This is a genomic window from Thiomonas sp., from assembly GCF_054608695.1.
Map to the genome: position 1 here is coordinate 12,225 of NZ_JBTRXV010000040.1, position 23,727 is coordinate 35,951.

General features: G+C 61.5%; 25 protein-coding genes and 1 pseudogene. 7 read left to right on the forward strand and 19 right to left on the reverse strand.

Annotation, left to right across the window (positions count from 1 at the left end; translation table 11 throughout):
• Positions 1–125 precede the first annotated feature (125 nt).
• Together ACYCUK_RS13550 and ACYCUK_RS13555 are read left to right on the forward strand one after the other, a co-directional pair.
• On the forward strand, positions 126–2,081 hold the full coding sequence (locus ACYCUK_RS13550; RefSeq protein ID WP_461595271.1) for an EAL domain-containing protein: 1,956 nt from the start codon (positions 126–128) through the stop codon (positions 2,079–2,081).
• A 41-nt stretch (positions 2,082–2,122) separates the two neighbouring features.
• Positions 2,123–3,112 carry a diguanylate cyclase domain-containing protein gene (locus ACYCUK_RS13555; RefSeq protein ID WP_461595250.1) on the forward strand — a complete coding sequence of 330 codons (990 nt, stop codon included), beginning with the start codon at positions 2,123–2,125 and terminating at the stop codon, positions 3,110–3,112.
• Positions 3,113–3,120: 8 nt separating this feature from the next.
• Here the strand turns inward: ACYCUK_RS13555 and ACYCUK_RS13560 are convergent.
• From ACYCUK_RS13560 to ACYCUK_RS13650, 19 genes and pseudogenes are all read right to left on the reverse strand, one after another.
• A pseudogene (locus ACYCUK_RS13560) lies at positions 3,121–3,234 on the reverse strand (hypothetical protein); the annotation flags it as partial.
• A gap of 442 nt (positions 3,235–3,676) precedes the next feature.
• Complete coding sequence (locus tag ACYCUK_RS13565; RefSeq protein ID WP_461595251.1) at positions 3,677–3,868, reverse strand: 2-hydroxymuconate tautomerase; 192 nt, start codon at positions 3,866–3,868, stop codon at positions 3,677–3,679.
• Positions 3,869–3,921: 53 nt separating this feature from the next.
• On the reverse strand, positions 3,922–4,794 hold the full coding sequence (locus ACYCUK_RS13570; RefSeq protein ID WP_461595252.1) for a SphA family protein: 873 nt from the start codon (positions 4,792–4,794) through the stop codon (positions 3,922–3,924).
• A gap of 45 nt (positions 4,795–4,839) precedes the next feature.
• On the reverse strand, positions 4,840–5,628 hold the full coding sequence (dmpH, locus tag ACYCUK_RS13575; RefSeq protein ID WP_461595253.1) for a 2-oxo-3-hexenedioate decarboxylase: 789 nt from the start codon (positions 5,626–5,628) through the stop codon (positions 4,840–4,842).
• Positions 5,625–6,671: a 4-hydroxy-2-oxovalerate aldolase gene (dmpG, locus tag ACYCUK_RS13580; protein WP_461595254.1), complete on the reverse strand. Its 1,047-nt coding sequence runs from the start codon at positions 6,669–6,671 to the stop codon at positions 5,625–5,627. The genes dmpH and dmpG overlap by 4 nt, the downstream gene beginning before the upstream one ends.
• Before the next feature lie 37 nt (positions 6,672–6,708).
• Entirely contained in the window at positions 6,709–7,632 is a 924-nt protein-coding gene (locus tag ACYCUK_RS13585) for an acetaldehyde dehydrogenase (acetylating) (protein WP_461595255.1), read from the reverse strand.
• A gap of 48 nt (positions 7,633–7,680) precedes the next feature.
• Entirely contained in the window at positions 7,681–7,995 is a 315-nt protein-coding gene (locus ACYCUK_RS13590) for an SDR family oxidoreductase (RefSeq protein WP_461595256.1), read from the reverse strand.
• Between the two features lie 15 nt (positions 7,996–8,010).
• Entirely contained in the window at positions 8,011–8,793 is a 783-nt protein-coding gene (dmpE, locus tag ACYCUK_RS13595; protein ID WP_461595257.1) for a 2-oxopent-4-enoate hydratase, read from the reverse strand.
• Between the two features lie 19 nt (positions 8,794–8,812).
• Positions 8,813–9,682, reverse strand: a complete 870-nt coding sequence (locus tag ACYCUK_RS13600) for an alpha/beta fold hydrolase (protein WP_461595258.1) — start codon at positions 9,680–9,682, stop codon at positions 8,813–8,815.
• 18 nt (positions 9,683–9,700) lie between these two features.
• Positions 9,701–11,212: a 2-hydroxymuconic semialdehyde dehydrogenase gene (locus tag ACYCUK_RS13605; RefSeq protein ID WP_461595259.1), complete on the reverse strand. Its 1,512-nt coding sequence runs from the start codon at positions 11,210–11,212 to the stop codon at positions 9,701–9,703.
• Between the two features lie 72 nt (positions 11,213–11,284).
• The gene (locus tag ACYCUK_RS13610) at positions 11,285–11,734 is read right to left on the reverse strand and encodes a GlcG/HbpS family heme-binding protein (RefSeq protein WP_461595260.1); all 450 of its coding nucleotides are present in this window, start codon (positions 11,732–11,734) and stop codon (positions 11,285–11,287) included.
• Between the two features lie 21 nt (positions 11,735–11,755).
• Positions 11,756–12,700, reverse strand: coding sequence for a catechol 2,3-dioxygenase (locus tag ACYCUK_RS13615; protein ID WP_461595261.1), 945 nt, complete (start codon positions 12,698–12,700; stop codon positions 11,756–11,758).
• A gap of 17 nt (positions 12,701–12,717) precedes the next feature.
• Entirely contained in the window at positions 12,718–13,074 is a 357-nt protein-coding gene (locus ACYCUK_RS13620; protein WP_461595262.1) for a 2Fe-2S iron-sulfur cluster-binding protein, read from the reverse strand.
• Between the two features lie 3 nt (positions 13,075–13,077).
• Positions 13,078–14,142 (reverse strand): 2Fe-2S iron-sulfur cluster-binding protein, encoded by a 1,065-nt coding sequence (locus tag ACYCUK_RS13625; RefSeq protein ID WP_461595263.1) that lies wholly within the window; start codon positions 14,140–14,142, stop codon positions 13,078–13,080.
• A 58-nt stretch (positions 14,143–14,200) separates the two neighbouring features.
• Positions 14,201–14,557: a phenol hydroxylase subunit P4 gene (locus ACYCUK_RS13630; protein WP_461595264.1), complete on the reverse strand. Its 357-nt coding sequence runs from the start codon at positions 14,555–14,557 to the stop codon at positions 14,201–14,203.
• Between the two features lie 18 nt (positions 14,558–14,575).
• Positions 14,576–16,126, reverse strand: a complete 1,551-nt coding sequence (locus ACYCUK_RS13635) for an aromatic/alkene/methane monooxygenase hydroxylase/oxygenase subunit alpha (RefSeq protein WP_461595265.1) — start codon at positions 16,124–16,126, stop codon at positions 14,576–14,578.
• Positions 16,127–16,145: 19 nt separating this feature from the next.
• On the reverse strand, positions 16,146–16,415 hold the full coding sequence (locus tag ACYCUK_RS13640) for an MmoB/DmpM family protein (protein WP_112488471.1): 270 nt from the start codon (positions 16,413–16,415) through the stop codon (positions 16,146–16,148).
• 27 nt (positions 16,416–16,442) lie between these two features.
• Positions 16,443–17,450: an aromatic/alkene monooxygenase hydroxylase subunit beta gene (locus tag ACYCUK_RS13645; RefSeq protein ID WP_461595266.1), complete on the reverse strand. Its 1,008-nt coding sequence runs from the start codon at positions 17,448–17,450 to the stop codon at positions 16,443–16,445.
• Between the two features lie 86 nt (positions 17,451–17,536).
• On the reverse strand, positions 17,537–17,761 hold the full coding sequence (locus tag ACYCUK_RS13650; RefSeq protein WP_461595267.1) for a phenol hydroxylase subunit: 225 nt from the start codon (positions 17,759–17,761) through the stop codon (positions 17,537–17,539).
• Between the two features lie 304 nt (positions 17,762–18,065).
• Between ACYCUK_RS13650 and ACYCUK_RS13655 the strand changes: the two genes are divergently transcribed.
• The 5 genes from ACYCUK_RS13655 to ACYCUK_RS13675 all read left to right on the forward strand — a co-directional run bounded on the left by ACYCUK_RS13655 (position 18,066) and on the right by ACYCUK_RS13675 (position 23,708).
• A complete protein-coding gene (locus tag ACYCUK_RS13655; protein WP_461595268.1) occupies positions 18,066–19,763 on the forward strand; it encodes a sigma 54-interacting transcriptional regulator in 1,698 nt (565 codons plus the stop codon).
• Positions 19,760–20,551: a GntR family transcriptional regulator gene (locus ACYCUK_RS13660; protein ID WP_461595269.1), complete on the forward strand. Its 792-nt coding sequence runs from the start codon at positions 19,760–19,762 to the stop codon at positions 20,549–20,551. Before ACYCUK_RS13655 ends, ACYCUK_RS13660 begins: the two co-directional genes overlap by 4 nt.
• Positions 20,552–21,283: 732 nt before the next feature.
• Positions 21,284–22,474: a sulfite dehydrogenase gene (gene soxC / locus ACYCUK_RS13665; RefSeq protein ID WP_461595272.1), complete on the forward strand. Its 1,191-nt coding sequence runs from the start codon at positions 21,284–21,286 to the stop codon at positions 22,472–22,474.
• Positions 22,461–23,060, forward strand: coding sequence for a c-type cytochrome (locus ACYCUK_RS13670; protein ID WP_461595270.1), 600 nt, complete (start codon positions 22,461–22,463; stop codon positions 23,058–23,060). Before soxC ends, ACYCUK_RS13670 begins: the two co-directional genes overlap by 14 nt.
• A 360-nt stretch (positions 23,061–23,420) precedes the next feature.
• Positions 23,421–23,708: a hypothetical protein gene (locus ACYCUK_RS13675; RefSeq protein WP_461595273.1), complete on the forward strand. Its 288-nt coding sequence runs from the start codon at positions 23,421–23,423 to the stop codon at positions 23,706–23,708.
• Positions 23,709–23,727: the final 19 nt, after the last annotated feature.

Genomic DNA, 23,727 nt, shown 5'->3' on the forward strand with positions numbered 1-23,727 from the left:
CCCCCGAGTTTTTTTCCGAATTTTCCTCGGCGTATAGTCATGAAATCGGGTTATTACTCGCAAAAATAAAAGAATTAATTAGTAATGCTAATTTAATCTTTGCTGAGCGTTTTTTCCATGGTCAACTGACGCGCCGGCCTTCAAACGCCGCCATCTTGGCGCGGCTGAATGCGCAAGAGCTGGAACAACTCAAGCGCAAACAAGCCTGGTATCTGGACCTGCTGATGTCCGCCGAGTTGACGGCGCAGGTGCACTTCGAGCGGGCCCTGCGCGTGGGGCGCGTGCACGAGATGGTGGGGGTCGATCTGCCATCGCTGCTGGAGGCGTACCACCTCTACCACCTGGAGATCCGCCGTCTGCTGCCGGCCAGCGGTCTGGATGTGCAACAACAGGAATGCCTGGGGCAAGCCGTGCTGCAGCGGCTGATGCTCGACATCGAAGCCCAGATCACCAGTCATTATCGGGTCGATGTCGAAACGGCCGCGGCTGTGGTGGCCATCGACAAGGCGATTCGGGCGGCCGGCAACCTGTCGGATCTGCTGCACGACGCGATGGAGGCCCTGTCCACGCTCGACGGGGTGCTGGCTTGTTTGTTCGCGAGACCCGATGCGCTGGGTTTCCTGCAGATCGAAGCTTTTGGCGGTGAGGATGGCCAGCAATATGCCGAGGCCTTGCAAAGTCATCATGTGCCCTGGATCCAAGCCTGCGCCGACAGCGCGGCAAGTCAAGACCCGGCGGGACGGGCCTGGCGCAGTGCGCAGATCGAGGTCAGCGAAACCTTCGGGCTGGACTTGACGCTGCGCCCCTGGCAGGCCGAGGGTGTGCGGCTCGGATTTCGTTCCTCGGCGGCGGTGCCGCTGCTCGACGAGGCGGGGCATGCATACGCCATCCTCGGGATTTACAGCCGCTGGCCGGGATTTTTCAGCACGACGGCGCGCAGGGTCTTGCTGCAGCATGTTCAACAGGCCTTGAGCCATGCGGTGCTGCGCTGGGAGCAAAGCATGGTGATTGTGTCCAATTCGCGCCAGGCGTATCGGCAACGCATCGAATTGGGGGCGATCGGCATGGTGTACCAGCCGGTCATCGACATGCGGCAAGGACGCCTGCAGCATGTCGAAGCCTTGGCGCGCTTGCAGGGAAGCGATGGACAGAGCATCGCGCCCGCTGCATTTTTGCCAGCACTGGGCAAAGCCGGTTTGCTGCGCCTGTTTCAACTGGGTCTGGATCACGTTTGTCAGGATGTACGCATGTGGCGTGCGCAGGGATTGGAGTTTCCCGTGGCGATCAACATCCCTCCCGAGGGACTGACGCAGGACATCTATCGGGACAGTGTGTTCGAGACGCTGTTCCGCTGGGGGCTGCCGGCGAGCACCTTGCAACTGGAGATCCTGGAAACGCAAGATCCCATCGACATCCGGAAGCGTGATGCGCGCATCGCGGAATTCAAGCGGGCAGGCATCCGGATCGTGCAGGACGATCTGGGCTCGGGCTACAGTTCGCTGCTGCGCATGGACCACATGGCCTTCGATGCCGTGAAAATCGACCAGGGCCTGGTCCGCAGCGCCCTGGACAGGCCCATGCGCGCCTTGGAGTTCATCTGCCACCTCACCCGCCTGGCGCACGCCTTCAACATCCCGGTGACGGTGGAGGGGCTCGAGAACGAGGGGTTGATCGAGGCTGCGGCGATTCTTGGCGCCGACCATGGCCAGGGGTATGGCATTGCCCGGCCGATGCCGGCGCAGGCGCTGGGAGGGTGGGCTCGGGATTTCCGCTATGGCGCCGATCCGCAGCAGCCGCGTACCGCGCTCGGCGCCCTGGCGGGCTATCTGTTGTGGGATGAGCAGCTTGTGGCCTTGGTCCGCTGGCCCGAGCTGGTGAAGGACTTTGTGCACGCCCCCTGCCTGGTTCAACGCTACCTGGCGCAGTGTGACGCGCCGCAAGAGGCTTTGTTGGAGCTGTTGGCGCGCAACCACGCCCATGCCTTGCAGGGGACGGGCAGCCCGGGGTATATCGAAACACGTCAACAGTTGACCGAGGCGCTCAGCCGGGTCTGGCTGGAAGACGGGTATTCGCCTGAGTGATGCGAATGATGTCCTCGAGCTTTCACAGATTGGAGCGAAGCATGCAGATCCTGATGGATTTTTTGCAGTTGACGCACGCCGAAGCCCAGGCCTTGGCTGAATTCGCTCCCGAGTTGCTGAACCGTGCGCAGGCACCCACGCTCGCCTTTCAGGAGCAGGTCGAGATCCTGAGCACCCAGGGGGGCGTGCTGAGCGCCCTCAGCATGGACCAGTGCGCCCAGCTCATCGAGATGCATGAGGATCACTACCGGGAGTTGCTCGCGCCGCAATACACCCTGCAACTGCAGCACCGCATGATCGAGGTCGGGGATCTGTATTACCGCTGGGGGCTGCCGCCGCTGTGGATCATGACCACGTCGTCGCTGTTTGCCGCCGATTTCGAGGCCTTCGCCGCCGATTTGTCGCTGCCGCAGCGCCGGCCGCTGATGGCGGCCTTGTACAAGCGCCTGCGGCGCGATGAAGCCTGGCAGATGGAAGGTTATCGGCTGGCTGGCGACAAGGTGCGCCGACAGCTCGAGCGCAGCCCCTTGCGCGATGCCCTGACCGGCCTGCTCAACCGCGCGGCCCTGGACGAAATGTTGCCCACCGCATTGGACCGCGCGCGGCGCAACGGCACGAAAGTGGCGGTGGCGCGGCTCGACTTCGACGCCTTCCGATCCGTGAACGATGCGCATGGCACGGCCCTGGGGGATCTGGTGCTGCAGCAACTGGCCGAGCGCCTGCGGCGCGCGCTGCGCAGGACCGACCTGGTGGTCAGGCTGGACGCCGATGATTTCGTGCTGGTGCTGGAAGACATCCACCGCCTGGAGAACATCGCTCCCTTGCTGGAGCGCCTGCAACTCGACCTGGACGTGCCCTATACCCTGTCCGACACGCTGTTGTGGCAATGCCCGATCAGCATGGGCATCACGCTCTACCCCGATGACAACGTCGATGCCCAGGGCTTGCTGCGGCATACCGAACAGGTGCTGCGCGAGGTCAAGGCGAACAAGGCGCAGCGCGAGCGCTTCTGGGGCGTCTACGGCCAGTAGGCGCGGCTTCAGGCACATCGGATTGTCGATACAGATGCCCAGGCGATCGCCAAGGTCGTCACATCCCGGCAAGCAGCGACCTCGGCGCTCAACCAGCATGGCATCTTGCCTCGACCCCGCCAAGTCTGTCCGGCGGTCTGAGCCGTTGGGCGCTAGCGGGCTGGCATATATGCTCTTCAGTCGCTGCCTGCAGCCGGGACTTGGTGCGCACCGGCACCTTCTTGCACATGACCTGTTTGAAATCGGCATTCAGGCGTTCCTCAGGGCTCGTTCGACTCCGTCGCGGATCTGCGGCGGCGCATCGAGCAGTTCGCCACCGACTGGAACCAGCACGCAAGCTATTCGCATGGGCGGCTATCGCCGAGTCCATCCTCGAGAAGCTCGCTCGCCTTAGCAAGGCTATCTCTGGGACAGCACGCTGAGGCCTGCCAAGAATGAACAGTGAAGATCAGTGCAGTCGCGCCAAGAGCGATCAGATACTAACTACAAAAATCGGTGAGCATTCTTAATAAATTGGAATAGAATCCGATCGATTCGGGTGTAATACTTGCGCTTCGATGAAAATTACCTTTCGCGTTTTTTTGCACTCTGCCCAGAGATTCCGAAATGCTCCTTGGGCATTTCAATGATCAAGACGCGAATGGACTCCATGGGTGCGTCGATGGTGCGGTGAATAGCCCCACTGACTTCTGCAATAAGGCGCTCTTTCTTCTCGTCGTCACGGCCTTCAAGAATATAAAGATGCACTATGGGCATGAATTTCTCCGAATGCCTGAGCGCCAAGATTCATGGCACTCAGGTCATAAAAGTCAAAACGCCTTGACGATGGTCATGCGCAGCAGATTGCCCTTGACCGCACCGCCGCTTGCGGAATATTCGGTGTAACCAGCAAACTTAAGAAACAATCCGTGATCGAGGATCGGGTAATCGAACTGAATGCCGATGGCGCTCTTCCTTGGATTCAACGGGCTCGCCCCGGGGCCGCTATTGTTCGAAGTCTGATCCTGGTAGTAACCCACGAGCCCAAGTTGCTTACCGCCCCCGATTTGCTTGGCGATGCCCCATTCGACCGACAATCCATTGCCTGGCGTAATGCCAGTTTGGCTTTGCGTCCCATTCTTTTCAAAGCGAGCCAGAACGGAGGCAGACCACTCTTTTTTGACGTCCGGGTAAAAAGTGCCGCCAAGGGTCAGCATCGTCGACTTGTAGCCTAAACCGACTGACGATGGGTTGGTTGCAGAATAGCTTCCATTGTCCAGCCATTCGCCGAGCGCAAAAACTCCATCCCAATTTGAGCCGTGCCAGCCCAACACGACTGGCCCCAGATAAATGTCCCCGAGCCCTCTGCTTGTCCCACTGTAACCGATGCCATTCAATGTCAGCGAATTTGCTTGTATAGGGGCAATGGCCTCCATGCCGTAGTCCGCACCCAGGAACTTGTGGCTGCTGATCCAAACACCACGGTTTGCCAAGACCGACACCGTTCCGGTGTTGTCACCAGGGGCTCCCGATATTTCATTGATGTTGTAATTGACTAAATATCCAAGATAGTAAATCCCGGGCGGTGGTACCGACGCCGCCTGAATTCCCTCAACTCCGGGAACATAATGGCCTGCCGCAAACGATGTCACGCTGACCGCGGCGGCTGCAAATGCCAAACAAAGCTTTCCTCTCATCTTCATCAAAGTCTCCTCTTGTTGGATTGAATGAACGATCACTTGAAACAACTAGACGAATCGCATCCCCGTCGCTCCCATGCCCTGCACGCGCAGGCTCACGCAATCGCCGGCTTGCACGGCCACGGCCTCGGTGATGCCGCCGGAGAGGATCAGGCTGCCGGCGGGGATGGATTCGCCGCGTGCGGCGAGGTGATTGGCTAGTGCTGCGACAGCCGCCGCAGGGTGACCGAGCACTGCAGCGCCTGCACCGAAGGCCATAGGCTCGCCGTTTTTCTCCAGCACCACGCCGACGGTGCGCAAGTCCAGGCCCTGCACCGTCATCGGCTGGCCGCCGATGACGAAGCGCGCTGCGGAGGTGTTGTCGGCGATGACGCTTTTGAGGTCGAACTTGAAGTCGCGGTAGCGGCTGTCGATGACTTCGATGCCGGGGATGACGAAGTCGGTGGCCGCCAGCACCGCGGCGATATGGCAGCGTGGCCCCTTGAGTTCGGCCTTGGTAACGAAGGCGATCTCCGGCTCGACCTTGGGATGGATGAGTTCGGCCGTCTTGCACGTACCGCCGTCGGCCACCACGAAGCTGTCGAGCAGGTAGCCGAACACCGGGGTCTCAACCCCCATCTGACGCATCTTGGCGTGTGAGGTCAAACCAGCCTTGTAGCCCACCAGGCGGGCGCCGCGCTGCAGCTGCTGGCGACGCATGTGGTCCTGGATGGCGTAGGCGTCGTCCCAGTCCATCTCAGGATGGGCGTCGGTGATTTTGACAGTGTCGCGTGCCTGGCTGGCGCAGGTGTCGAGATGCCGGGCGAGATCGGCGATGGCTTGCGCAGGCAGGGTCATGCAGCCACCTTTTGCGCGGCTTGCTGGCGCTGGCGCTGCAGGGTCAGCGCGGTGTCCTCGATCATGTCTTCCTGGCCGCCGACCATGCCGCGGCGACCGAGTTCGACGAGGATGTCGCGTGCCGGCACGCCGTATTTCTTCTCCGCACGCTTGGCAAACAGCAGGAAGGAGCCGTACACCCCGGCGTAGCCCAGGGTGAGGGAGTCGCGGTCGATGCGGATCGGGAAGTCCATCATCGGCACGACAAGGTCTTCGGCCACGTCCTGGATCTTCCACACGTCCACCCCCGTTTCGATGCCCATGCGGTCGCACACGGCGATGAACACCTCCATCGGCGTGTTGCCGGCGCCAGCTCCCAGACCGGCTGAGGCGGCGTCGATGCGGTTGGCGCCGCACTCCACGGCGGCCAGAGAGTTGGCCACACCCATCGCCAGGTTGTGGTGACCGTGGAATCCCAGCTCGGTCTCGGGCTGGAGCGCCTGGCGCACGGCGCTGATGCGGGCTTTGACGTCGTCGGGCAGCATGTAGCCTGCCGAGTCGGTGATGTAGATGCAATTGGCGCCATAGCCCTCCATCAGCTTGGCCTGTTTGACCAGGCCTTCGGGGCTGTTCCTATGGCTCATCATCAGAAAGCCCACGGTGTCCATCTCGAGCTTGCGCGCCAGGGTGATGTGCTGCTCGGACACGTCGGCCTCAGTGCAGTGGGTGGCCACGCGGATGGTGCGAACACCCAAGTCGTGCGCCATCTTGAGATGGTCGACGGTGCCGATGCCGGGCAGCAGCAGCGCGGAGACCTTGGCGTGCTTGAGCAGGGGAATGACGGCGCCCAGGTATTCCTCGTCGCTGTGGGCGGGAAAGCCGTAGTTGACCGAGGAGCCGCCCAGGCCGTCGCCGTGGGTGACTTCGATCAGCGGCACCCCGGCTTCATCCAGCCCCTTGGCGATGGAGCGCATCTGCTCCAGGGTCATCTGGTGGCGCTTGGGGTGCATGCCGTCGCGCAGGGTCATGTCGTGGACGGTGATTTTTTTGCCCTTGAGATTCATGGCGTTTCCTTTGTGCGGTGTCTTGAACGCAAGGCGCTCAAGCGGCTACGGGTTCGATGGGTGTGGGCTTGAGCTTGCCGGCGAGGATTTCCTCGGCGAACATCTCGGCGGTGCGCGCCGCTGCCGCAGTCATGATGTCGAGGTTGCCGGCGTACTTGGGCAGGTAATCGCCCAGGCCTTCGACTTCGAGATAGACCGAGACGCGGTTGCCGTCGAACACCGGGCCGTTGACGATGCGATAGCCCGGGACATACTTTTGCACTTCCTGGACCATGGCGTGGATGGACGCGGTGATCTTGGCCTGGTCGGGTTCGGTCACGGCGAGGCAATGCACGGTGTCGCGCATGATCAATGGCGGATCGGCCGGGTTGATGATGATGATGGCCTTGCCCTGCTTGGCGCCACCGACCTTGGCCACGGCGGCTGATGTGGTGCGGGTGAACTCGTCGATGTTCTTGCGCGTGCCGGGGCCGGCCGACTTGCTGGAGACGGTGGCGACGATTTCGGCGTAGTCCACCGGCTGCACCCGGCTGACGGCGTAGACCATGGGGATGGTGGCTTGCCCGCCGCAGGTGACCATATTGACGTTCATCTCGCGCTTGCCGATGTGCTCTTTCAAGTTCACTGGGGGCACACAATATGGGCCGATGGCCGCGGGCGTGAGGTCGATCATCATCACACCCAAAGCTGTGAGCTTGTCGGAGTTGGCCTTGTGCACATAGGCGCTGGTGGCGTCGAAGGCGATCTGAATGTTGTCGGCCTTGACGTGGGACAGCAGCCCGTCAACGCCCTCTGCAGTGGTCTTGATTCCGAGCTCGCGAGCTTTTTTGAGTCCGTCCGAGGCGGGATCAATGCCCACCATCCACACGGGCTCGAGCACGGGGCTGCGCATGAGCTTGGCCAGCAGGTCGGTGCCGATGTTGCCGGGGCCGATGAGGGCACAACGGATTTTCTTGGTCATGGAAGTTTCCTTGGTTTCAATAAATCGGTAGATGGTGGATCGTCGTACTCAACCCATGCAGCGCACGACGCCGCCTTCGGCGCGAACGGCGGCGCCATTGATCGCAGCAGCCTGCGGGCTGCAAACGAAGGCCACCACGGCGGCCACTTCAGCCGGGTCGATCAGGCGTTTGAGAATCGAAGTGGGACGCGCCGATTCGAAAAAATGCTGCACGAACTGCTCGGGGCTTTGCCCCTGCTCCGCAGCGAGCTTGGCAAAAAAGGCTTGCGCGCCCTCCGCCGCAAGCGTGCGGGCGATGGCGTAGCCGATGCCGGCGCTGGATCCGGTCACCAGGGCTTTTTTGCCGGAGAGCTGCAAGTCCATGGCCGTTCCAGATCATCAGGCAAAGCGCACGGAACAACTGCCGATGCCGCCGATGGACACGCGGAAGTTGTCGCCAGGCTTGACCACGGCCATGGCGGCCAAAGCCCCGGAGAGAATCACCTCGCCAGCCTTCAGGGGAATGCCCAGGCGCCCGAGGGTGTTGGCCAGCCAGGCCACGGCATTGACCGGCGAACCGAGTGCCGCAGCGCCTGCGCCGGTGCCGATGACTTCGCCGTTTTTCTCCAGCACCATGCCGCAGGTGGACAGATCGACCGCGCGCGGGCTCACGGCCCGGTCGCCGAGCACGAACACCCCGCAGGAGGCGTTGTCGGCCACGGTGTCCTGGATCTTGATTTTCCAGTCGCGGATGCGCGAATCGACGATCTCGAAACACGGCATCACGCATTCGGTGGCAGCCAGCACTTCGGCGTTGGTGATGCCAGGGCCGATCAGATCTTTCTTCAGGATGAAGGCAATCTCGCCTTCGGCCTTGGGCTGAATCAAGGTGTCTAGGGCAATCGTCTGGCCTTCGCCGTAGACCATGCCGGAGAGCAGGTAGCCGAAGTCGGGCTGGTAAACGCCCAGCATGTCCATCACGGCTTTGGAGGTCACGCCAATTTTTTTACCGACGACGGCTTCTCCGGCATCCAGGCGGCGGCCGACCACGCGCTGCTGCACACGGTAGGCGTCCTCGATGGTCATGTCGGGGCGGCGGTCGGTCAGGGGCTCGAGCGTGTTGCGTGCGTTGAGCGCGCTGTACAACTCGTCGCCGAGGGTGATCATCAGTTCAGGGGTCATGGACGGTTTGGCTGTGTTGTCAAGCGAGCGGCTGGGGTTCGTCCTGGCCGGCCTCGGAGAGGAAGTTGCGAACGCACTGGGCAAACCGGCCTGCATGCTCGATCTGCGTCCAGTGCCCGCATTGGCCGAACACGTGCAGTTGCGCACGAGCAATCCAGTTCGCCAGCGCGAGCGAGTTGGACAGCGGGATGACCTGGTCCTCGCGGCCGTGGATCACCAGGGTCTGGTGCGGCACAAGGCGGATGTCTTCCTCCTTGCTCGCCATGGCGTCCACCCAGCGCTGGCGCGGGGCGGGGAACATGGCGGCGAACGACTCCTGAAAGCCGGGTCGGATGCTGGCTTCATGGCGCAGCTTGGCCAGTTCGTCGGTGACCAGCTTGCGGTCGTAGGCGAAGATGTCCAGCAGCTTGCGCATGTTCTCCAGCGACGGGGCGTAGCCCCATACGGCATCCAGCCCTGGCGTGATGGGGAACTCCACGCCCACACTGCCCATGAGCACCAGCCGGCGTACGCGCTGCGGATGGCGGATGGCCAGTGCCAGCGCCAGCGCGCCACCGAAGGAGTTGCCGATGAGGTCGGCTTGCTCGATGTGCAAGGCATCGAGCAGCCCGATGGCCTGGGCCACCCAGGTGTCCATGTCATAGCGCTGGCCGGCAGGGCGGTCGGTGTAGCCGAAGCCCACCATGTCGGGGGCGATGACCCGCGCCTGTTTGGCTAGCTCGGGCATGATCAGGCGCCAGTTGGCCCATGCCGAAACACCGGGGCCTGAGCCGTGGATCAACAGCACCGGAAAGCCCTGCCCCAAGTCGTGGTAGTTGGTGCGGATGCCTCCCGCAACGACTGTGTGGGCAATCTCGGGGTTGCCGGTGGGATTTTGTGGGGCATTCATGGCAGGCTTTCGGGTCAATCACAGCTTGACGCAGACGTTCTTGAGTTCGGTGTAGAACTCCAGCGAATGCACCCCGCCCTCGCGGCCGATGCCCGACTGCTTGGCCCCGCCGAACGAGGTGCGCAAATCGCGCAGGAACCAGGAATTCACCCAGGCGATGCCCACGTCGATGGCGGCTGCCACGCGATGGGCGCGGGAGAGATTGGTGGTCCAGATCGCGGTGGCCAGGCCGTAGTCGTTGTCGTTGACACGGCGGATGACTTCGTCTTCGGAGTCGAAAGGCATGACCAGGGCGCAAGGGCCGAAGATTTCTTCGCGGGCGATGACCGAGTCGTCACCCAGACCCGTCCAGATCGTCGGCTGGACCCAGGCCCCATTCTTGAGGTCGCCAGGCATGTCGGGAATGCCGCCGCCGGTCACAATTGTTGCGCCCAGTTCTTTTGCTTTCTTGTAGTAAGAAAGAACCTTGTCACGGTGCTCCTGGCTGATGAGCGGACCCATGCTGGTGGCTGGGTCTTCCGGGCGTCCGAGCTGCATGGTCTCGGCGCCTTTTTTGAGCGCGGCGACGAAGCGGTCGAAAAGGGGACGCTCGACATACACCCGCTCGGTGCCCAGGCAGACCTGCCCGCAGTTGGCGAAGCACGAGCGCAGGGTGCCTTCGATCGCGGCGTTGAAATCGCAATCGGCGAACACGATGGCGGCGTTCTTGCCGCCCATCTCCAGGCTGACCGGGCGGGCACCGTCGGCGGCGGCCTTCATGATGGCGGCACCCGTTCGGGTTTCGCCGGTGAAGGTGATGGCGTTGACGCCGCGGTGGGTGGTGAGGAACTCGCCGGTGGAATTGGGCCCGAAGCCATGCACCACGTTGTACACACCGGGTGGCACGCCTGCGGCGTTCACCACCTCGCCGAGGAGTGCCGCGGTTTGCGGCGTTTCTTCCGAGGGCTTGACCACCACGGTGTTGCCGCAGGCCAGTGCCGGGCCGACCTTCCAGGTCATGAGCAGCAGGGGCAGATTCCACGGGCAGATCACGCCGACCACGCCGACCGGGCGGCGCATGGCGTAGTTGATGGCACCCGTCCCATCCGGGGTGGGCATCTCGAAGAACTCGGTGGGCACGTTCTTCACCACATCGGCGAAGATCTTGAAATTGGCCGCACCGCGGGGAATGTCCACATGCCGCGCCAGGCTCATGGGCTTGCCGGTGTCTTCGACCTCGGCTGCGAGAAAGTCGTCGAAGCGGCGGGTGATGCCGTCAGCGACGGCGTACAGCAGGTCAACCCGCTGTGCAATGGTCATGCGGCCCCAAGGCCCATGGAGCGCGGCGTGCGCAGCGACGACGGCGGCGTCGACTTCAGCCCGACTGGCCTCAGCCACGCGGGCGATGACGGCGTTGTTCTGTGGGGATCGCTTGTCGAACCATTGCTGGCCAGCGACATACTGCCCGTTGATGAAATTCTTGATCTGTTTGACGGCAGTTGCAGAACTGCTCGCTGCTTGCGCAGACGCCTGAGGTTCCGTGATCAGCATGATGGAGTCGTGACCGTTGTTGCGTGCGTTGTGTGCGGCGTGGGATTCAAGGGCAATGGTGTTTCCGGCGGTTCAGGTCCGTTTCAGGCCGAGCGCCTGCAACCCGGCCTGGGCACATTGCTCGTCCTGTTCTTCACTGCCGCCGGAAACCCCGATGCCGCCGATGCGGTGGCCAGCTTCGACGATGGGCAGGCCACCGCCGAAGGCGATGAAGCGGGGCCGCAGCACCATGCCCTGGCGCACCGCTTCGGAATGACTCAGCAACGCCTCGCTCCAGCGGCTCGTGGGCAGGCCGAAACTGGCTGCCGTGTAGGCTTTGTCGATCGCGATGTCGATGGAATGCAGCGGGGCTCCCGGCATGCGCAAAAACGCTGCCAGATTCCCTGCTGCATCGACCACCGCGATGTTCACGCGCACACCGAGGCCCTGCGCGTCCTTCGCGGCGGCCTCGACGGCTTTATTCGCCGCCGGCCAGTCAATAAGACGGGCTTCGACGCTGTGCGGTGAACGAGTCTGATCCATGTCGTCTCCTGGTCTCGGCAATCAGGTGTAGACCTCGGTGAACGATTGCACCAACTCCCCGGTGTGATAGAAGATGCCGCTGCCGAGGTGGTCTTCCGTCCAGGTGGTGACCGGTCGATCCGGCTGGGCCAGATAGCCAAGGCCTGCGAAGGTTTCATTGCGATTGCCACTCGGATCGAAGAAATAAATCGTCTCGCCCCGTGTGATGCCATGTCGGGTCGGGGCCACGTCGATTTTGGTCTTGGTTTTGGCCATGACGTCTGCGGCTTTGAGCAAGTCATGCCACGAGTCGAGGAAGAAGGCGATGTGGTGCAGGCCCATCTTCGGACCGCCAACGAACGCAATGTCATGCGGTGTTGATGTCCGAAACATCCATGTCGCAGCTTGGATGCTGCCCCCCGGTCCGACCATGACTTGTTCGGCCAGATAAAAATCCAGGCATTCCTGCATGAACTTGGTGCTTTCCGCCACCTTGTTCACACCGGTTTCCGGATTGAGCTCGCACATCAGCAGACAGTGGTCCAGCCAGTGCGCACCGGCACCCTTCATGTCGTCGGGCCATGGGTCCGGATTGGTCGTGCCGACATCGGTACCGACATACTCCTTCATCGCATACAGGCGCATTTCATGCCCGCTCGGCAGGTTGAACTGCAGCATGCGCCCGGTGGACGGCATGGAGCCTTCGGGCAGCATTCGGGTCTTGATGCCATAGGCTTCGATGCGTTTTTTCAGCGCATCAAGATCGGCATCGTGCTCGACCTTGTAGGCCAGATGATTGAGTCCTGCCTGGTCTGAAGGCGTCAGGACAACCGAATATTTGTCCCACTCGTCCCAGCACTTGAGGTACACATTGCCGTGCTTGTCCTCCATCGTCGTCTTCATGCCAAGCACGTTTTGGTAGTGCTTGACCGCTGCTGCCATGTCCATCACCTTCAGGCTGGCATGGCCGATTCGCATTACACCCATGGTGGATCTCCTCGTGTTTACTTCGTTGGAACTTGGCCCGTCTGGAAAACGAACCCCTTGAAAAAAGGCTTTTGCATCTTGCCGGCCACTTCGAGCTCAATCTCGCATTGCGGAGCCACCCGGCACGCAAGGCTGTATCCGGCCAACTCTTCGTCGACGGTCACATGGGCTCGGCTGACGGGGCCGAGCTTCTGCGCCTCGCCGCGCAGCAGACGAACCTTGCAGACGCCGCAGCCGCCGTTCAGGCAGCCCACTGGTATTCCGCGGCGCCCGAGCCGCGCCATGCCGGCCAGCAGCGACTCTTCAGGTGAGCAGGGAAAACTTTCGCCTGTCTGCTTGATCGTCACCTGGTACCTCACGCTGGTCGCATGCATGCTTCAGATCTTCTTGAACAGCGGGCTGCGCACCTGCTGCGCGTCGGCCGCACAGATGAATTTCTCGAAATAGATGTCGCGTTCGAACAGCCGGCCCTGCATCAAGGTCGTGATGCAGGCGTCGATCATTGCGGGCGGACCGCACAGATAGGCCTTGTGGCCGGAGAAGTTGTTCGCGAAACGGCTCTTGGCCGCTTCGTGCACGAAACCCTGTGCCACCGGATGGCCTGCGCCATGAATGCTTTCCGATAGCGCGGGCACATAGCTGAAGTTGGGATGCTTCGAGGCGAGCTCGCGAAAAGCGGCGTCGTAATACAGCTCGGCAGCCGAGCGTTGGCCGTACACCAGCGTGATCGGCTGTGTGCAGCCTTCCTGCAGCAGATCGAGAATCATCGAACGCGGGCTGGACAGGCCCGACCCCCCCGCCATGAAAACCATGGGCTGGTTGGCAGACTTGCGCACGAAGAACCGTCCGTAAGGGCCGGCAAGCCTGAGTTTGTCTCCAACGGCCAGCTTCTCGTGGAGATAGGCGGTTCCCTCTCCACCGGGCACCCTGCGCACATTGATTTCGATCGCGCCCGTGGCCGCAACATCCGCGGGGGCATTGGCGATCGAGAAGGCGCGACTCTGGTGCATGCCTGGAATTTCGAGCTGGATGTACTGCCCGGCCTTGAAGCGAATCGGTTGGTTCAGCCGCAGATGCAGGGCCTTGATGGTGGGTGTGAGTTGCTCGATGCGCACGACCTCGGCGCTGACGTCCTTCACAGGAATGATCTCGGCATCGGGCTCGTCGTCGATGTCCGCCTCGATCACCGTGTCATCCATCAAGGTGGCGCAGCAAGCCAGGGCTTTGCCTTCTTCGCGCTCGAAGTCCATCAAGGCAAAGGGGTTGGCGTCTCCCAGATCGACCTCGCCGTCGGCGATCCGCACCTTGCAGGTTCCGCACAGGCCGTGACAGCAGGCGTGGGGCAAGTAGATGCCGTGGCGCAAGGCCGCGTCGAGCATGGTCTGGCCCTCTTCCACCTCGATGGTGACGCCCAGGGGTTCGATGGTGAGTTGATGGCTCATGGTGTTGATCGAAGCGCCGGGACGGGCGCACCCGCCCTGGCTGTCGATTGCTGGAAGGTCAGCTGCAGGACCCTTTGATTCCGTTCAACCCCGGAGCACGGAAACGGATCGCATCCTTGTGCTTGAGCCCGTTGTCGGCCAAGCTCTTGGATGCGTCGGGTCTGAACGGTTGGCCCGACTTGAACCACTCGACCTTGCTCCAGTCGATCTTGGAAAAATCCGGGTGATAGCCGTAAATACCGGGCAGCACGTTTTCGGCCAAAGCGCTGAACGGCATGTCTGGCGGCAGTGGCAGACAAAACGGAGCGCAAAACATCAGATGATCTTCCCAGCCGATATACAGCAGAGGCGCAGGGAACTTGTCCACCGAATCCTTGGGTGGAAAGCTGTAAGGTTTGAGGGCGACGACAGTCATGGTCAGGGTCTCCTGCGGTCAGTTGCTGGTTGCCTGGCCACGCCAGGCCGCAAAGTTCTTCTGGTCCTCCGAGCCTTCGAAGTCGAGGTTGTCCTTCCCGAAATTCAGCTCGTAGTAGTCCATCACGGCCATCAGCGGATCGAAACCTTCCTGCGTCGGATCGGTGCCGGGCTTGAAGCAGTTGCCTTGGTAGATCTGATGCACGGGCAACCACGACTGCGAGAATTTCTCAGGCTCGTTGTCGAAGATCTCTTTGCAGTGGTCGCTGCAGAAGTGGTATTTGTCGCCGAGGTAGGTCGATTCGCGGTAGCAGATCTTGGTCGCATCGCCCGGCTCGGTGAAGAGCATCGGGATCTGGCACGTCGTGCACAGCATGGGCAGTGTCTTGTTGTAGAAGCGGTTGCCTTGCTGGGCCTGTTCGCGGTAGTACTCAAGGCGAGGCCGGTAGAGCTTGTCGAAAGTCTCCGGGTACTTGGCTGAAAGCCAGGTCATCTCGTCTTCATTGGGAACCCAGGTGTGGAAGGGTGCTGCAGCGGCATAGTTGTAGAACGTGTTCCACGCCTGGTGACTGATGTGATCCTTACCCTCGCAAGCGTCCTTCCAGCTCTTGGGCACGCGAATGCCATAACGCGCCAGATCGTTGAACAGTGCGCCTCCGTTCTGCTCGGCATAAATTTCCCATGCTTCTTTCCAACTCATCACGCGTTTGGGAAGCATGTAATCCATCATCATCGCCACCAGGGTCAGCACGCGGTAGCCGCGCCAGAACCACTTGTCGATCCAGCGCTGAACGATGGGGACATTGTCCGGATCCTGCTCCAGCATGAACTTGATGCATTCGATGCCCAGGGTCATGTGGCGTGACTCGTCGCTTTGCGCCGAAAAGCCGAATGTGACCGTGGACATGTCGCCGTTGTAGGCGGCGCCCGACATGAAGGGGACGAACAACAGGTTGGTCAGCACATACTCGAACGAAAAGCTCACGGCCGTGAGGAACTCGAACGGCCCCGCCGTGATGGCATCGTCGAAGAACGACTTGGGCACCGAGAGGTACCAGACGCGATCGAACCAGTGGTTCGCGTGATGCATGCCGTTGAAGAACTTGTTGTACGTCGAGAGGGCATGCGTTTCGGTCTGGTAATGACGAAGTTCATCGACGGACTGCATCTGACAAGCCACGCGAACACCCTCACCCGTGAAATGCCGCCCGACATGGGCGAATCCACGGTGGGCGTAGTACTCCAGGGGCGAAACACCCTGAATGAACAGCTTCAGCGCGTTGACGTAACGTGCATCGGTGACGCCCAGGAAAGCGTTGTTCTGCTGAAAAGCATCGATCACCGCATACAGCTTCTTCTCCTTCTCGCCCTGGTACTTCCAATAAGCGTCCATGGTCAGGCGGAACGGGTCTTCCCACTTGTCCCAATCGTGGATCTTGATGCCTTCGTACTTGTCGTACGGGAACACCTTGTCCATCGGCTGGTAGGTGGTCTGCCAGCCGAGGCCGCGCGTCATGGCGGCGTAGCGGTCCTTCAAGCCGAGTTTTTTCTTCAGTGCAGAGGTATCCATCTGGATCTCCTTGGGGTGTTCAGTGTTTCCAGCTCAGCGTGAACTGGTCGTCGTCCTCGTCGATGTGGCCGGACAAGGTGATGAGGTTGATGTGGATTTGCTGCAGGTCGAAGCGTGCGCCGGTGCGATCCTCGATGCTCTGGCGCTTGATCGTCAGATGCCCGGGGGCATCGATCTTCACCATGCCCGGTGACTCGACTGCGACGGCGTTGGGGTTGTCGGCCATGATGGCCTCCACCACGGGGCGCGACTCTTCGTTGACCTGAAAGGCGATGAATACGTTTGACATGGACATTCCTTGGATGCTGAACGGCGGCTAGATGGCGGGGGTCAGCGCGACGCCCGACTTTCCGAGACGGGCGCGCAATTGCTGACGCGCATCGTCGAGCGCAACGCGGCCGGTGCCGGGAAGCGCCATCTCGGCAATCGGCAGCAAGGCGCTGGCTGCCTGCTCCTCCCAATTGCGCAGCCAGCGCGTGAGCAATGCCTTGTTGTCTTCCGACTCGGCTGCCATGGTTTTCACCACGGCATCGACCCACCGGCTGGATTCGTCGTGCCACTCGGGCATGAAGGCGGTGAGCAGGGCTACGGCACTGCCGCCTTTGAGGGCGATGTGGTCGTCGATGAAGGTGTCGTAAATGAGCGGGTACAGAAGCCCGTCAAGAGCCAAGTTCTGGGCCATGAATAACTCAACCGGGTCTTGCAGCACCAGCGTGTCCTCGACATAGCGGCGCAGGGATTGCCACGCGGGGCCGGCCAGCCAAGCCTGCTTGGCTTCGTCGAGAAGGTCGGGACCGGACATGGCCAGCGCCAGACGCGTCAGGTACTGCGCCACACCCAGGTTGTCCATGGCATGGAACATGGCCGGGGCGGTGAAGGCTGTTCCGTAGCCCGTGGCGCAGATTTGCGAGTTGTTCATGTTCGCACCCCACGCCGCGTGGCGCAGAGGGACCAGAACCGACAGCGCCTGCTGCCTGACTTCGGCAGGAATGAGATCGATCATGCCGCGGGACTCGACAAATTCGAAGTTCGATTCCATGGCGTCCTGCTGGCGCGCACGGGTCATGGTCCACGAGGCGTAATAGAACTGGCGTGGATCTTTCAGCGCATACCAGTTGCTCATCTGGATCGCCGTGCGTGATGCGTCGAACAGTTCGTGCTCGGGATCCCAGGTCGGCCGGTAGTGAAAATTGGCCGCCGGCTGCGCGCCCATCGTGCCTTCCTGGTAGCGCGATGCGGTCTTATCGCCACCGATGTACTGGGCTACGTGGGCATAGGTCTGGCGCAGTGGCTTGATTTCTCTAGTCTTCAGATCGACAGTCATCAATTGCTCCTTTTGGTGATAGAACTGCTCGCAAGAACGTCAGACTTGGTCTGCGCTGCAGACTTGCCAATCCCGTTGGCAAAGCATCAGTGCCTGACGAAACTGCCGAAGGTGTCGAGCCTCGACACTTTTTGCGCAAGGCAGAATTCTTCGAAGGCCGCAGGGCGCAACATCAGTTCGACGCTCAACTCCGGCGTACCAATCGAAAACTCGAACTCCACGAAACCTTGCGGGTTGATTTGTGTGACCTTGACGAACCGGTCGTTCGGATCGAATGCGATGGGCTGCTCGAATACGGATTGGTTGCGCATGACTCGCATCTCCTTCATGGCTACAACACAAGCATCAACCATGCCGGAAGACGTCGTTCATCCGAAAAATCTCGATATTTAAGGGAAAACACCAACCACTTATCCACTAGCCACACTCTGCTTGCGGGTCCTACAAGGGTTTTTACGAATCAATTACCGCCCTTCTTGTCGCGATGCAGCATCTTGATTGAGCTTGTTTTTAACGATTTCATCAAGGCCGCAGTGAACGAATTGACGGTTTCATGAAATCACGGGTATGTTTGGCCCCCTGGAGATGCATTGCAAAAATCTCGATGAAAACGATATGGCCAAGCATCACCTTCCGCCTTTGCCCTCTGACGCCGACTTGCGGCGGCTGATTCATTTTTCAGCCGGGGATGGCCGCATCTGGCTGGCGGGACAGCGCATGGTGCTGATCCACGCCGCGGCGCTGGGCGCCTTGCGCAAAGAATTGATGGAAAGCGTGGGGCCGCAGCAAACCCGCCGGTATTTCACCCGCGCAGGGTTCGCCGCAGGTGAGCGCGACGCCGCCCTGGCCCGGCAGATTCGAGGCAAGTCGTCCCTCTACGACATGTTCGCCGTCGGGCCGCAACTGCACATGCTCGAAGGCGCAGTCCAGGTCACCCCCCTGCGGTTTGAATCGGATGTGCAAACCGGCCATTTCCAAGGTGAGTTCCGCTGGGATCACTCGTGGGAGGCAGAGGTCCACAAACGGGACTTCGGCGTGCAAGAGGTTCCCGTGTGCTGGATGCTGATCGGGTACGCCTCGGGCTACACCAGCGCCTTCATGGGGCGACCCATCCTTTACAAGGAGACGTCCTGCGTGGGTTGTGGTGACGGGCATTGCCACATCGTGGGCAGACCGCAGGAGGAGTGGCCAGACGCGGAAGAACTGGCCTCGTACTTCAAGCCCGAATCCCTGCTGTCGACGATTCAGGATCTGCAGACCCAGGTGGAGTCCTTGCGCCAGGAAATAACCCCGGTCGACAACAAGTCTGCCCTGATCGGCCAGTCGGAGGCATTCAAGGCTGCTTATGAGCTGCTGCGCACTGCTGCCCCCACCCAGGTGACCGTTCTGCTCGCCGGGGAAACCGGCGTCGGCAAGGAGCGCTTCGCACGCGCTCTGCATGCGCTGAGTAGCCGTGCTGACAAGCCTTTCGTCGCGATCAACTGCGCGGCCATTCCCCACGATCTGATCGAGTCCGAGCTGTTCGGCGCTGAGAAAGGCGCCTATACAGGATCGCAAGCAAACCGCGCCGGCCGTTTCGAACGCGCCGACGGCGGCACCCTGTTCCTCGATGAAATCGGCGAATTGCCTCTGCAGGCCCAAGCCAAGCTTTTGCGCGTCATCCAGGAAGGCGAAGTCGAGCGCCTGGGTTCGACCCAAAGCCGCAAGGTCGACGTGCGGCTGGTCGCGGCGACCAACCAGGATATGGAACAGGCCGTACGCGAGGGGCGCTTTCGCGCAGACTTGTACTACCGCATCAACGTCTACCCAGTCCTGATCCCACCGCTGCGCGAGCGCCACGACGACATCGAGCCGCTGGCGCAAAGCATGCTGGAGCGTTTTGCGCTGCTGCATAACAAACCACGTCCCATGCTCACCGACCATGCCTTCGATGCGATGCGCAACTATGCCTGGCCGGGTAACGTGCGCGAACTGGAGAACCTGGTCGAGCGCGCCGTCATCCTTTCCAAGCCGAATCAGGCGGTCGATGCGCGCGATCTCTTCCCCGGCATGACACCGCCCCTCGGTGCATCCGTCAACCCCCAGGGCGAACTCGTTCACCGCCGCGCCAGCACAATGGACTGCCAATCCCTGCTAGACCAGATCCAAAACTGCGGGGAAGGGCTCGATGGGCTCGAGCGCGCCCTGTTGCAAGAGGCGGTAAGCCGTACCAAGGGCAATCTGTCGGCCGCGGCACGCTTGCTCGGTCTGACCCGGGCCCAACTCAGTTATCGCCTCGGCAGCAAACCAGGCAGGGAGGACCCGCAACCATGAATACACCCACACGACCTCACCCTTTGCAACAGGCATTTGCGGGGCGTGAACTCCTGGCTCTGGCGGATGGCGCAAGCGCAGAAATCGCCGCCATCGACAGGCTCTGCGCATCGCCAGCGCGGACCCTGGCTGAACAAGCCTATTTGCAGTTGCGCCAGCACATCATCGAGGGGCAGTACCCTCCTGGAAGCAAGCTGCGCGTCGAGCATCTCAAAGACGTCTACGGCGTCGGCGCCGGAACCCTGCGCGAAGCCTTGACACGACTGGTCAGTGATGCCTTGGTGATCGCCGAAGGCCAGCGTGGTTTTCGGGTCACGCCGATGTCACTCGCCGACCTCGAAGACATCACCCGATTGCGCATCCACATCGAGGTTGATGCCCTGCGCGAATCCGTACGCCATGGCGACAAGGTCTGGGAGATGCGTGTGCGTGAGAGCTACGAACGCTTGTCGGCCTATGAGCAGCCCATCTCCATCGACAAACGCACCGCCTGGGAAGTGTGCAATCGACGGTTCCATGAAGACCTGATTTCGGCCGCGGCCTCACCCTGGACCTACCTGATGTTGCGCATCCTGTCGCAGCACGGCGAGCGCTACCGCCGACTTTCGATTGGCCTGCAAGACAGTCATCGGGACGTCCACCGCGAACACCGCGAGATTTTCGAGGCGGCCATGCGCAGAGCCGACGCCCGCGCAGCACTGGCCCTGGAAGACCACATCAGCACGACCCTGGCCATCCTGCAAAACGCGCCGGAGGGAACGCAATGCTTGCTCAACACAGCGCAGTGATCCTGATGTGGAGATTGTGATGGTTGTTTTCTGGCCGCCATGCTGGTCGAGGAAGTCGCGCGTCTGCCGCACGGATTGCCGAAGCGCGTCGGAGTGGCGAAGATGATTGGCCTTTGGGTCTGACGGCGATCAGGGGTGTGGACATGGTGCGGTGGTCAACGATGAGGAGGATATGCCGAGCGGCAATGAGGGCTCGTTCAGGTGAAGAGTCGCGCATCCATGCTCAGCATGCCGTCGTGCACCCCGCTTTCGAGATGACGGGGGCTGGCCTTATTTCCTCGACACCCAGCGCCAGAACAGCGGCAGCAGGTGTTCGTCGGTGGGGTGGGCGCGCTCTCGGCGTGGGGGCGAGGCGGCGGCGGTGCAGCAGGCCTCACTCCCGATCGACTCTGCCATGGAGAACTGGCCGGCTTCACCTACGCGCGCAGTTGACCAGAGGCATGACTGGCATACGCGCTTGCGGCGGCGCACCGTTTCTGGTGACAGACGCTTCGAATCCAGCGCCGAAAGGTCGGGTTTCCCCCGAGAGCGTTGTACTTGCGCGGTCATTCCGGTTGGCCTACTGTGAAAGCGGCTCAGCCATCAAAACAACATGACATCGAGGAGACTCAAGTGACGCAACCATCGGCAAAGGTGACGAGGCGTACCGCGCTATCCAGCATCGCCACGGCTGCACTCGGAGCTGGAACCCTTCTGACCGGCAGGGCTGCCTCCGCAGAGACGAATGCGGCAATGCTCAACAATCGCGGTGGATGGGAAGAGCAGCCCCCCAACCCAGCCGATCTGCCACCCAACGTCCCACCGTGGATGCAGGAGCAGGGGCGCCCTTTGACGCCCTATGGCCATCCATCTCCCTATGAAAAAGCGGTGGTCCGGGTCCCGACGAACCTCACACCCACCGATCTGTCCTCCTGGAACTTCACGCCGCTGCAGTATCTGCAGGGCACCGTGACGCCGAACGGGCTGCATTTCGAGAGGCTCCATGCCGGTGTTCCAGACATCCACCCATCGCAGCACCGGCTGCTCATCGAGGGCATGGTCAAACGCCCCCTCGTCCTGTCCATGGACGACTTGATGCGCTATCCCAGCGTCTCCCGGTTTCACTTCCTGGAGTGCTCCGGCAACACCTTGACCGAGTGGAGAAAACCCATCGGGAAAAATGTGCAGTACACGCACGGGCTGTTGAGCTGCGCCGAGTGGACGGGCGTGCCGCTCGCCGCCATCCTCGACGAAGCCGGCGTCGATCCGAAGGCCACTTGGGCGTTGGCCGAAGGCGCGGATGCCGCAGCCATGGATCGCAGCATCCCGGTGCAGAAACTTTGGGAAGATGCCATCCTCGCCTATGCGCAGAACGGTGAAATGCTGCGCCCCTCCCAAGGCTACCCCTTGCGCCTGCTGTTACCCGGTTATGAGGGGAACATGAACATCAAGTGGCTGCGGCGCCTGAAGTTTGGCTCCGCACCGTTCGAGACCTATGAGGAAACCGCCTACTACACCGAGTTGATGAAAAACGGCAAGGCGCGCCAGTTCAACTTCATCATGGAAGCCAAGTCGGTCATCACCTACCCATCGGCAGAGATGAAGCTGGGCCAACACGGCTACCACCAAATCTCTGGACTGGCCTGGTCGGGCAACGGCCGCGTCAGTCGGGTTGACGTCTCCACCGACGCTGGGCGGACCTGGCGGCAGGCTGCGCTGCAGGGCCCCGTGCAGTCGCGTTGCCTGACCCGCTTCCGGCTGGACTGGGAATGGAGTGGCGCACCGGCAATATTGCAAAGCAGGTATGTCGATGAAACGGGCTATGTGCAGCCGACCATCAGCCAGCTCGTCGCCGCTCGTGGCGACAACTCGGTCTATCACATGAACGGCATCCAAAGCTGGAAAGTCGCTGCCAATGGGGAGGTGACCAATGTTCACGCGTAAAGGCTTCATCGGAGCGTCAGCAATGGCTGTCGTCGGCCTCGCGATGGCGAATGCGTCGGCGGCTGGCGATCCTGCGTCACTGGCATTTGGCACGCCCGCAACCCCTGCGCAGATTGCTGGCTGGAATCTTGACGTCCTGCCCAGCGGGGCCGGATTGCCGTCTGGAAGTGGCACACCTGCAGAAGGTTCCAAGTTGTATGCGGCGCAGTGCGCAGCTTGCCATGGGGCCGAAGGGCAGGGCATGGCTGTCCCAGGGCACGGCATGTTTCCACGCCTTGTCGGTGGCATTGGGACCATCACGACGGATGCCCCGGTGAAGACGGTTGGAAGTTTCTGGCCTTATGCGACCGGTCTGTTCGACTACATCCACCGGGCGATGCCATTCACCAAGCCCCAATCGTTGACCAGCGATCAGGTTTATGCCTTGACCGCGTTTATTCTGGCCAGGAACGGGATCATTCCGAACGACGCCGTGATGAATGCCCAGACCTTGCCAGCTGTGAAGATGCCCAATCGCGATGGCTTCTACTCAAGGCCAGAGCCAGAGACAGACAACGTTGCGAACTATTCGGTCTCAGGTCCGTAAGTGGCGCAACTGGACTGGACCTGGTGTGTTGGACGTGCTCACTTGCCGCTGGCTTCAAGCCCCTCCACACGACAGTAGCGAGCCTGCACTGTGGGGAGGACGCTTGGGGGTGCTGGGGAGTTGATCGCTCACCCCGTTTGCATCGGGTCAAGGACCTATGGCGGCTTGCCAGCCCTGAATTTGGGAAGCCGCGTTGCCGACCTCGCGATGCTGCGCTTTGAGCGCCCCCAGGGTCGGCTCGCCGACCCGCCCCCCGTGGGGGTCAAGGAAACTTGGGGCGGCCCTGCGTTTCCTTGAGAGGACTTCCGCACCGTCACACGGGATCTGTCCCTGGACGTCCCCACGGACGATGGCCAAGAAATCCGCCGCGCGGCCGGGCAGTGCCTCAAACGGATCGACCTGCAGCACAAGCTGCGGCTGCTTGGGGTGCGGGCCAGCGGGCCTGTGGGGGTCGAGAGCCTGGCGGTGGAGCAAGGGGGTACAGTCGCGTCAGATGGAGTTGATGGTGTTACCGGATTGAGCGGGGCTGGGTGGCACGATCCTGATCTCGCCACGCGGCAAATCGGGGAAGACTCGCGGAGGGACGCAGCCGCGAATTGCAAGACGACGAACTGGGTATCGAGTTGCGTGGCAACGCCTCGGGCATAGCTGGAAGCGGCGCGCTTGG

What these genes read in the sequence shown, in the direction of transcription:
- ACYCUK_RS13555 (WP_461595250.1), top strand. Translation starts at nt 2,123, where the DNA reads ATGCAGATCCTGATGGATTTTTTGCAGTTGACGCACGCCGAAGCCCAG.
- ACYCUK_RS13565 (WP_461595251.1), bottom strand. Translation starts at nt 3,868, where the DNA reads ATGCCCATAGTGCATCTTTATATTCTTGAAGGCCGTGACGACGAGAAG.
- ACYCUK_RS13570 (WP_461595252.1), bottom strand. Translation starts at nt 4,794, where the DNA reads ATGAAGATGAGAGGAAAGCTTTGTTTGGCATTTGCAGCCGCCGCGGTC.
- dmpH (WP_461595253.1), bottom strand. Translation starts at nt 5,628, where the DNA reads ATGACCCTGCCTGCGCAAGCCATCGCCGATCTCGCCCGGCATCTCGAC.
- dmpG (WP_461595254.1), bottom strand. Translation starts at nt 6,671, where the DNA reads ATGAATCTCAAGGGCAAAAAAATCACCGTCCACGACATGACCCTGCGC.
- ACYCUK_RS13585 (WP_461595255.1), bottom strand. Translation starts at nt 7,632, where the DNA reads ATGACCAAGAAAATCCGTTGTGCCCTCATCGGCCCCGGCAACATCGGC.
- ACYCUK_RS13590 (WP_461595256.1), bottom strand. Translation starts at nt 7,995, where the DNA reads ATGGACTTGCAGCTCTCCGGCAAAAAAGCCCTGGTGACCGGATCCAGC.
- dmpE (WP_461595257.1), bottom strand. Translation starts at nt 8,793, where the DNA reads ATGACCCCTGAACTGATGATCACCCTCGGCGACGAGTTGTACAGCGCG.
- ACYCUK_RS13600 (WP_461595258.1), bottom strand. Translation starts at nt 9,682, where the DNA reads ATGAATGCCCCACAAAATCCCACCGGCAACCCCGAGATTGCCCACACA.
- ACYCUK_RS13605 (WP_461595259.1), bottom strand. Translation starts at nt 11,212, where the DNA reads ATGCTGATCACGGAACCTCAGGCGTCTGCGCAAGCAGCGAGCAGTTCT.
- ACYCUK_RS13610 (WP_461595260.1), bottom strand. Translation starts at nt 11,734, where the DNA reads ATGGATCAGACTCGTTCACCGCACAGCGTCGAAGCCCGTCTTATTGAC.
- ACYCUK_RS13615 (WP_461595261.1), bottom strand. Translation starts at nt 12,700, where the DNA reads ATGGGTGTAATGCGAATCGGCCATGCCAGCCTGAAGGTGATGGACATG.
- ACYCUK_RS13620 (WP_461595262.1), bottom strand. Translation starts at nt 13,074, where the DNA reads ATGCATGCGACCAGCGTGAGGTACCAGGTGACGATCAAGCAGACAGGC.
- ACYCUK_RS13625 (WP_461595263.1), bottom strand. Translation starts at nt 14,142, where the DNA reads ATGAGCCATCAACTCACCATCGAACCCCTGGGCGTCACCATCGAGGTG.
- ACYCUK_RS13630 (WP_461595264.1), bottom strand. Translation starts at nt 14,557, where the DNA reads ATGACTGTCGTCGCCCTCAAACCTTACAGCTTTCCACCCAAGGATTCG.
- ACYCUK_RS13635 (WP_461595265.1), bottom strand. Translation starts at nt 16,126, where the DNA reads ATGGATACCTCTGCACTGAAGAAAAAACTCGGCTTGAAGGACCGCTAC.
- ACYCUK_RS13640 (WP_112488471.1), bottom strand. Translation starts at nt 16,415, where the DNA reads ATGTCAAACGTATTCATCGCCTTTCAGGTCAACGAAGAGTCGCGCCCC.
- ACYCUK_RS13645 (WP_461595266.1), bottom strand. Translation starts at nt 17,450, where the DNA reads ATGACTGTCGATCTGAAGACTAGAGAAATCAAGCCACTGCGCCAGACC.
- ACYCUK_RS13650 (WP_461595267.1), bottom strand. Translation starts at nt 17,761, where the DNA reads ATGCGCAACCAATCCGTATTCGAGCAGCCCATCGCATTCGATCCGAAC.
- ACYCUK_RS13655 (WP_461595268.1), top strand. Translation starts at nt 18,066, where the DNA reads ATGGCCAAGCATCACCTTCCGCCTTTGCCCTCTGACGCCGACTTGCGG.
- ACYCUK_RS13660 (WP_461595269.1), top strand. Translation starts at nt 19,760, where the DNA reads ATGAATACACCCACACGACCTCACCCTTTGCAACAGGCATTTGCGGGG.
- soxC (WP_461595272.1), top strand. Translation starts at nt 21,284, where the DNA reads ATGCTCAACAATCGCGGTGGATGGGAAGAGCAGCCCCCCAACCCAGCC.
- ACYCUK_RS13670 (WP_461595270.1), top strand. Translation starts at nt 22,461, where the DNA reads ATGTTCACGCGTAAAGGCTTCATCGGAGCGTCAGCAATGGCTGTCGTC.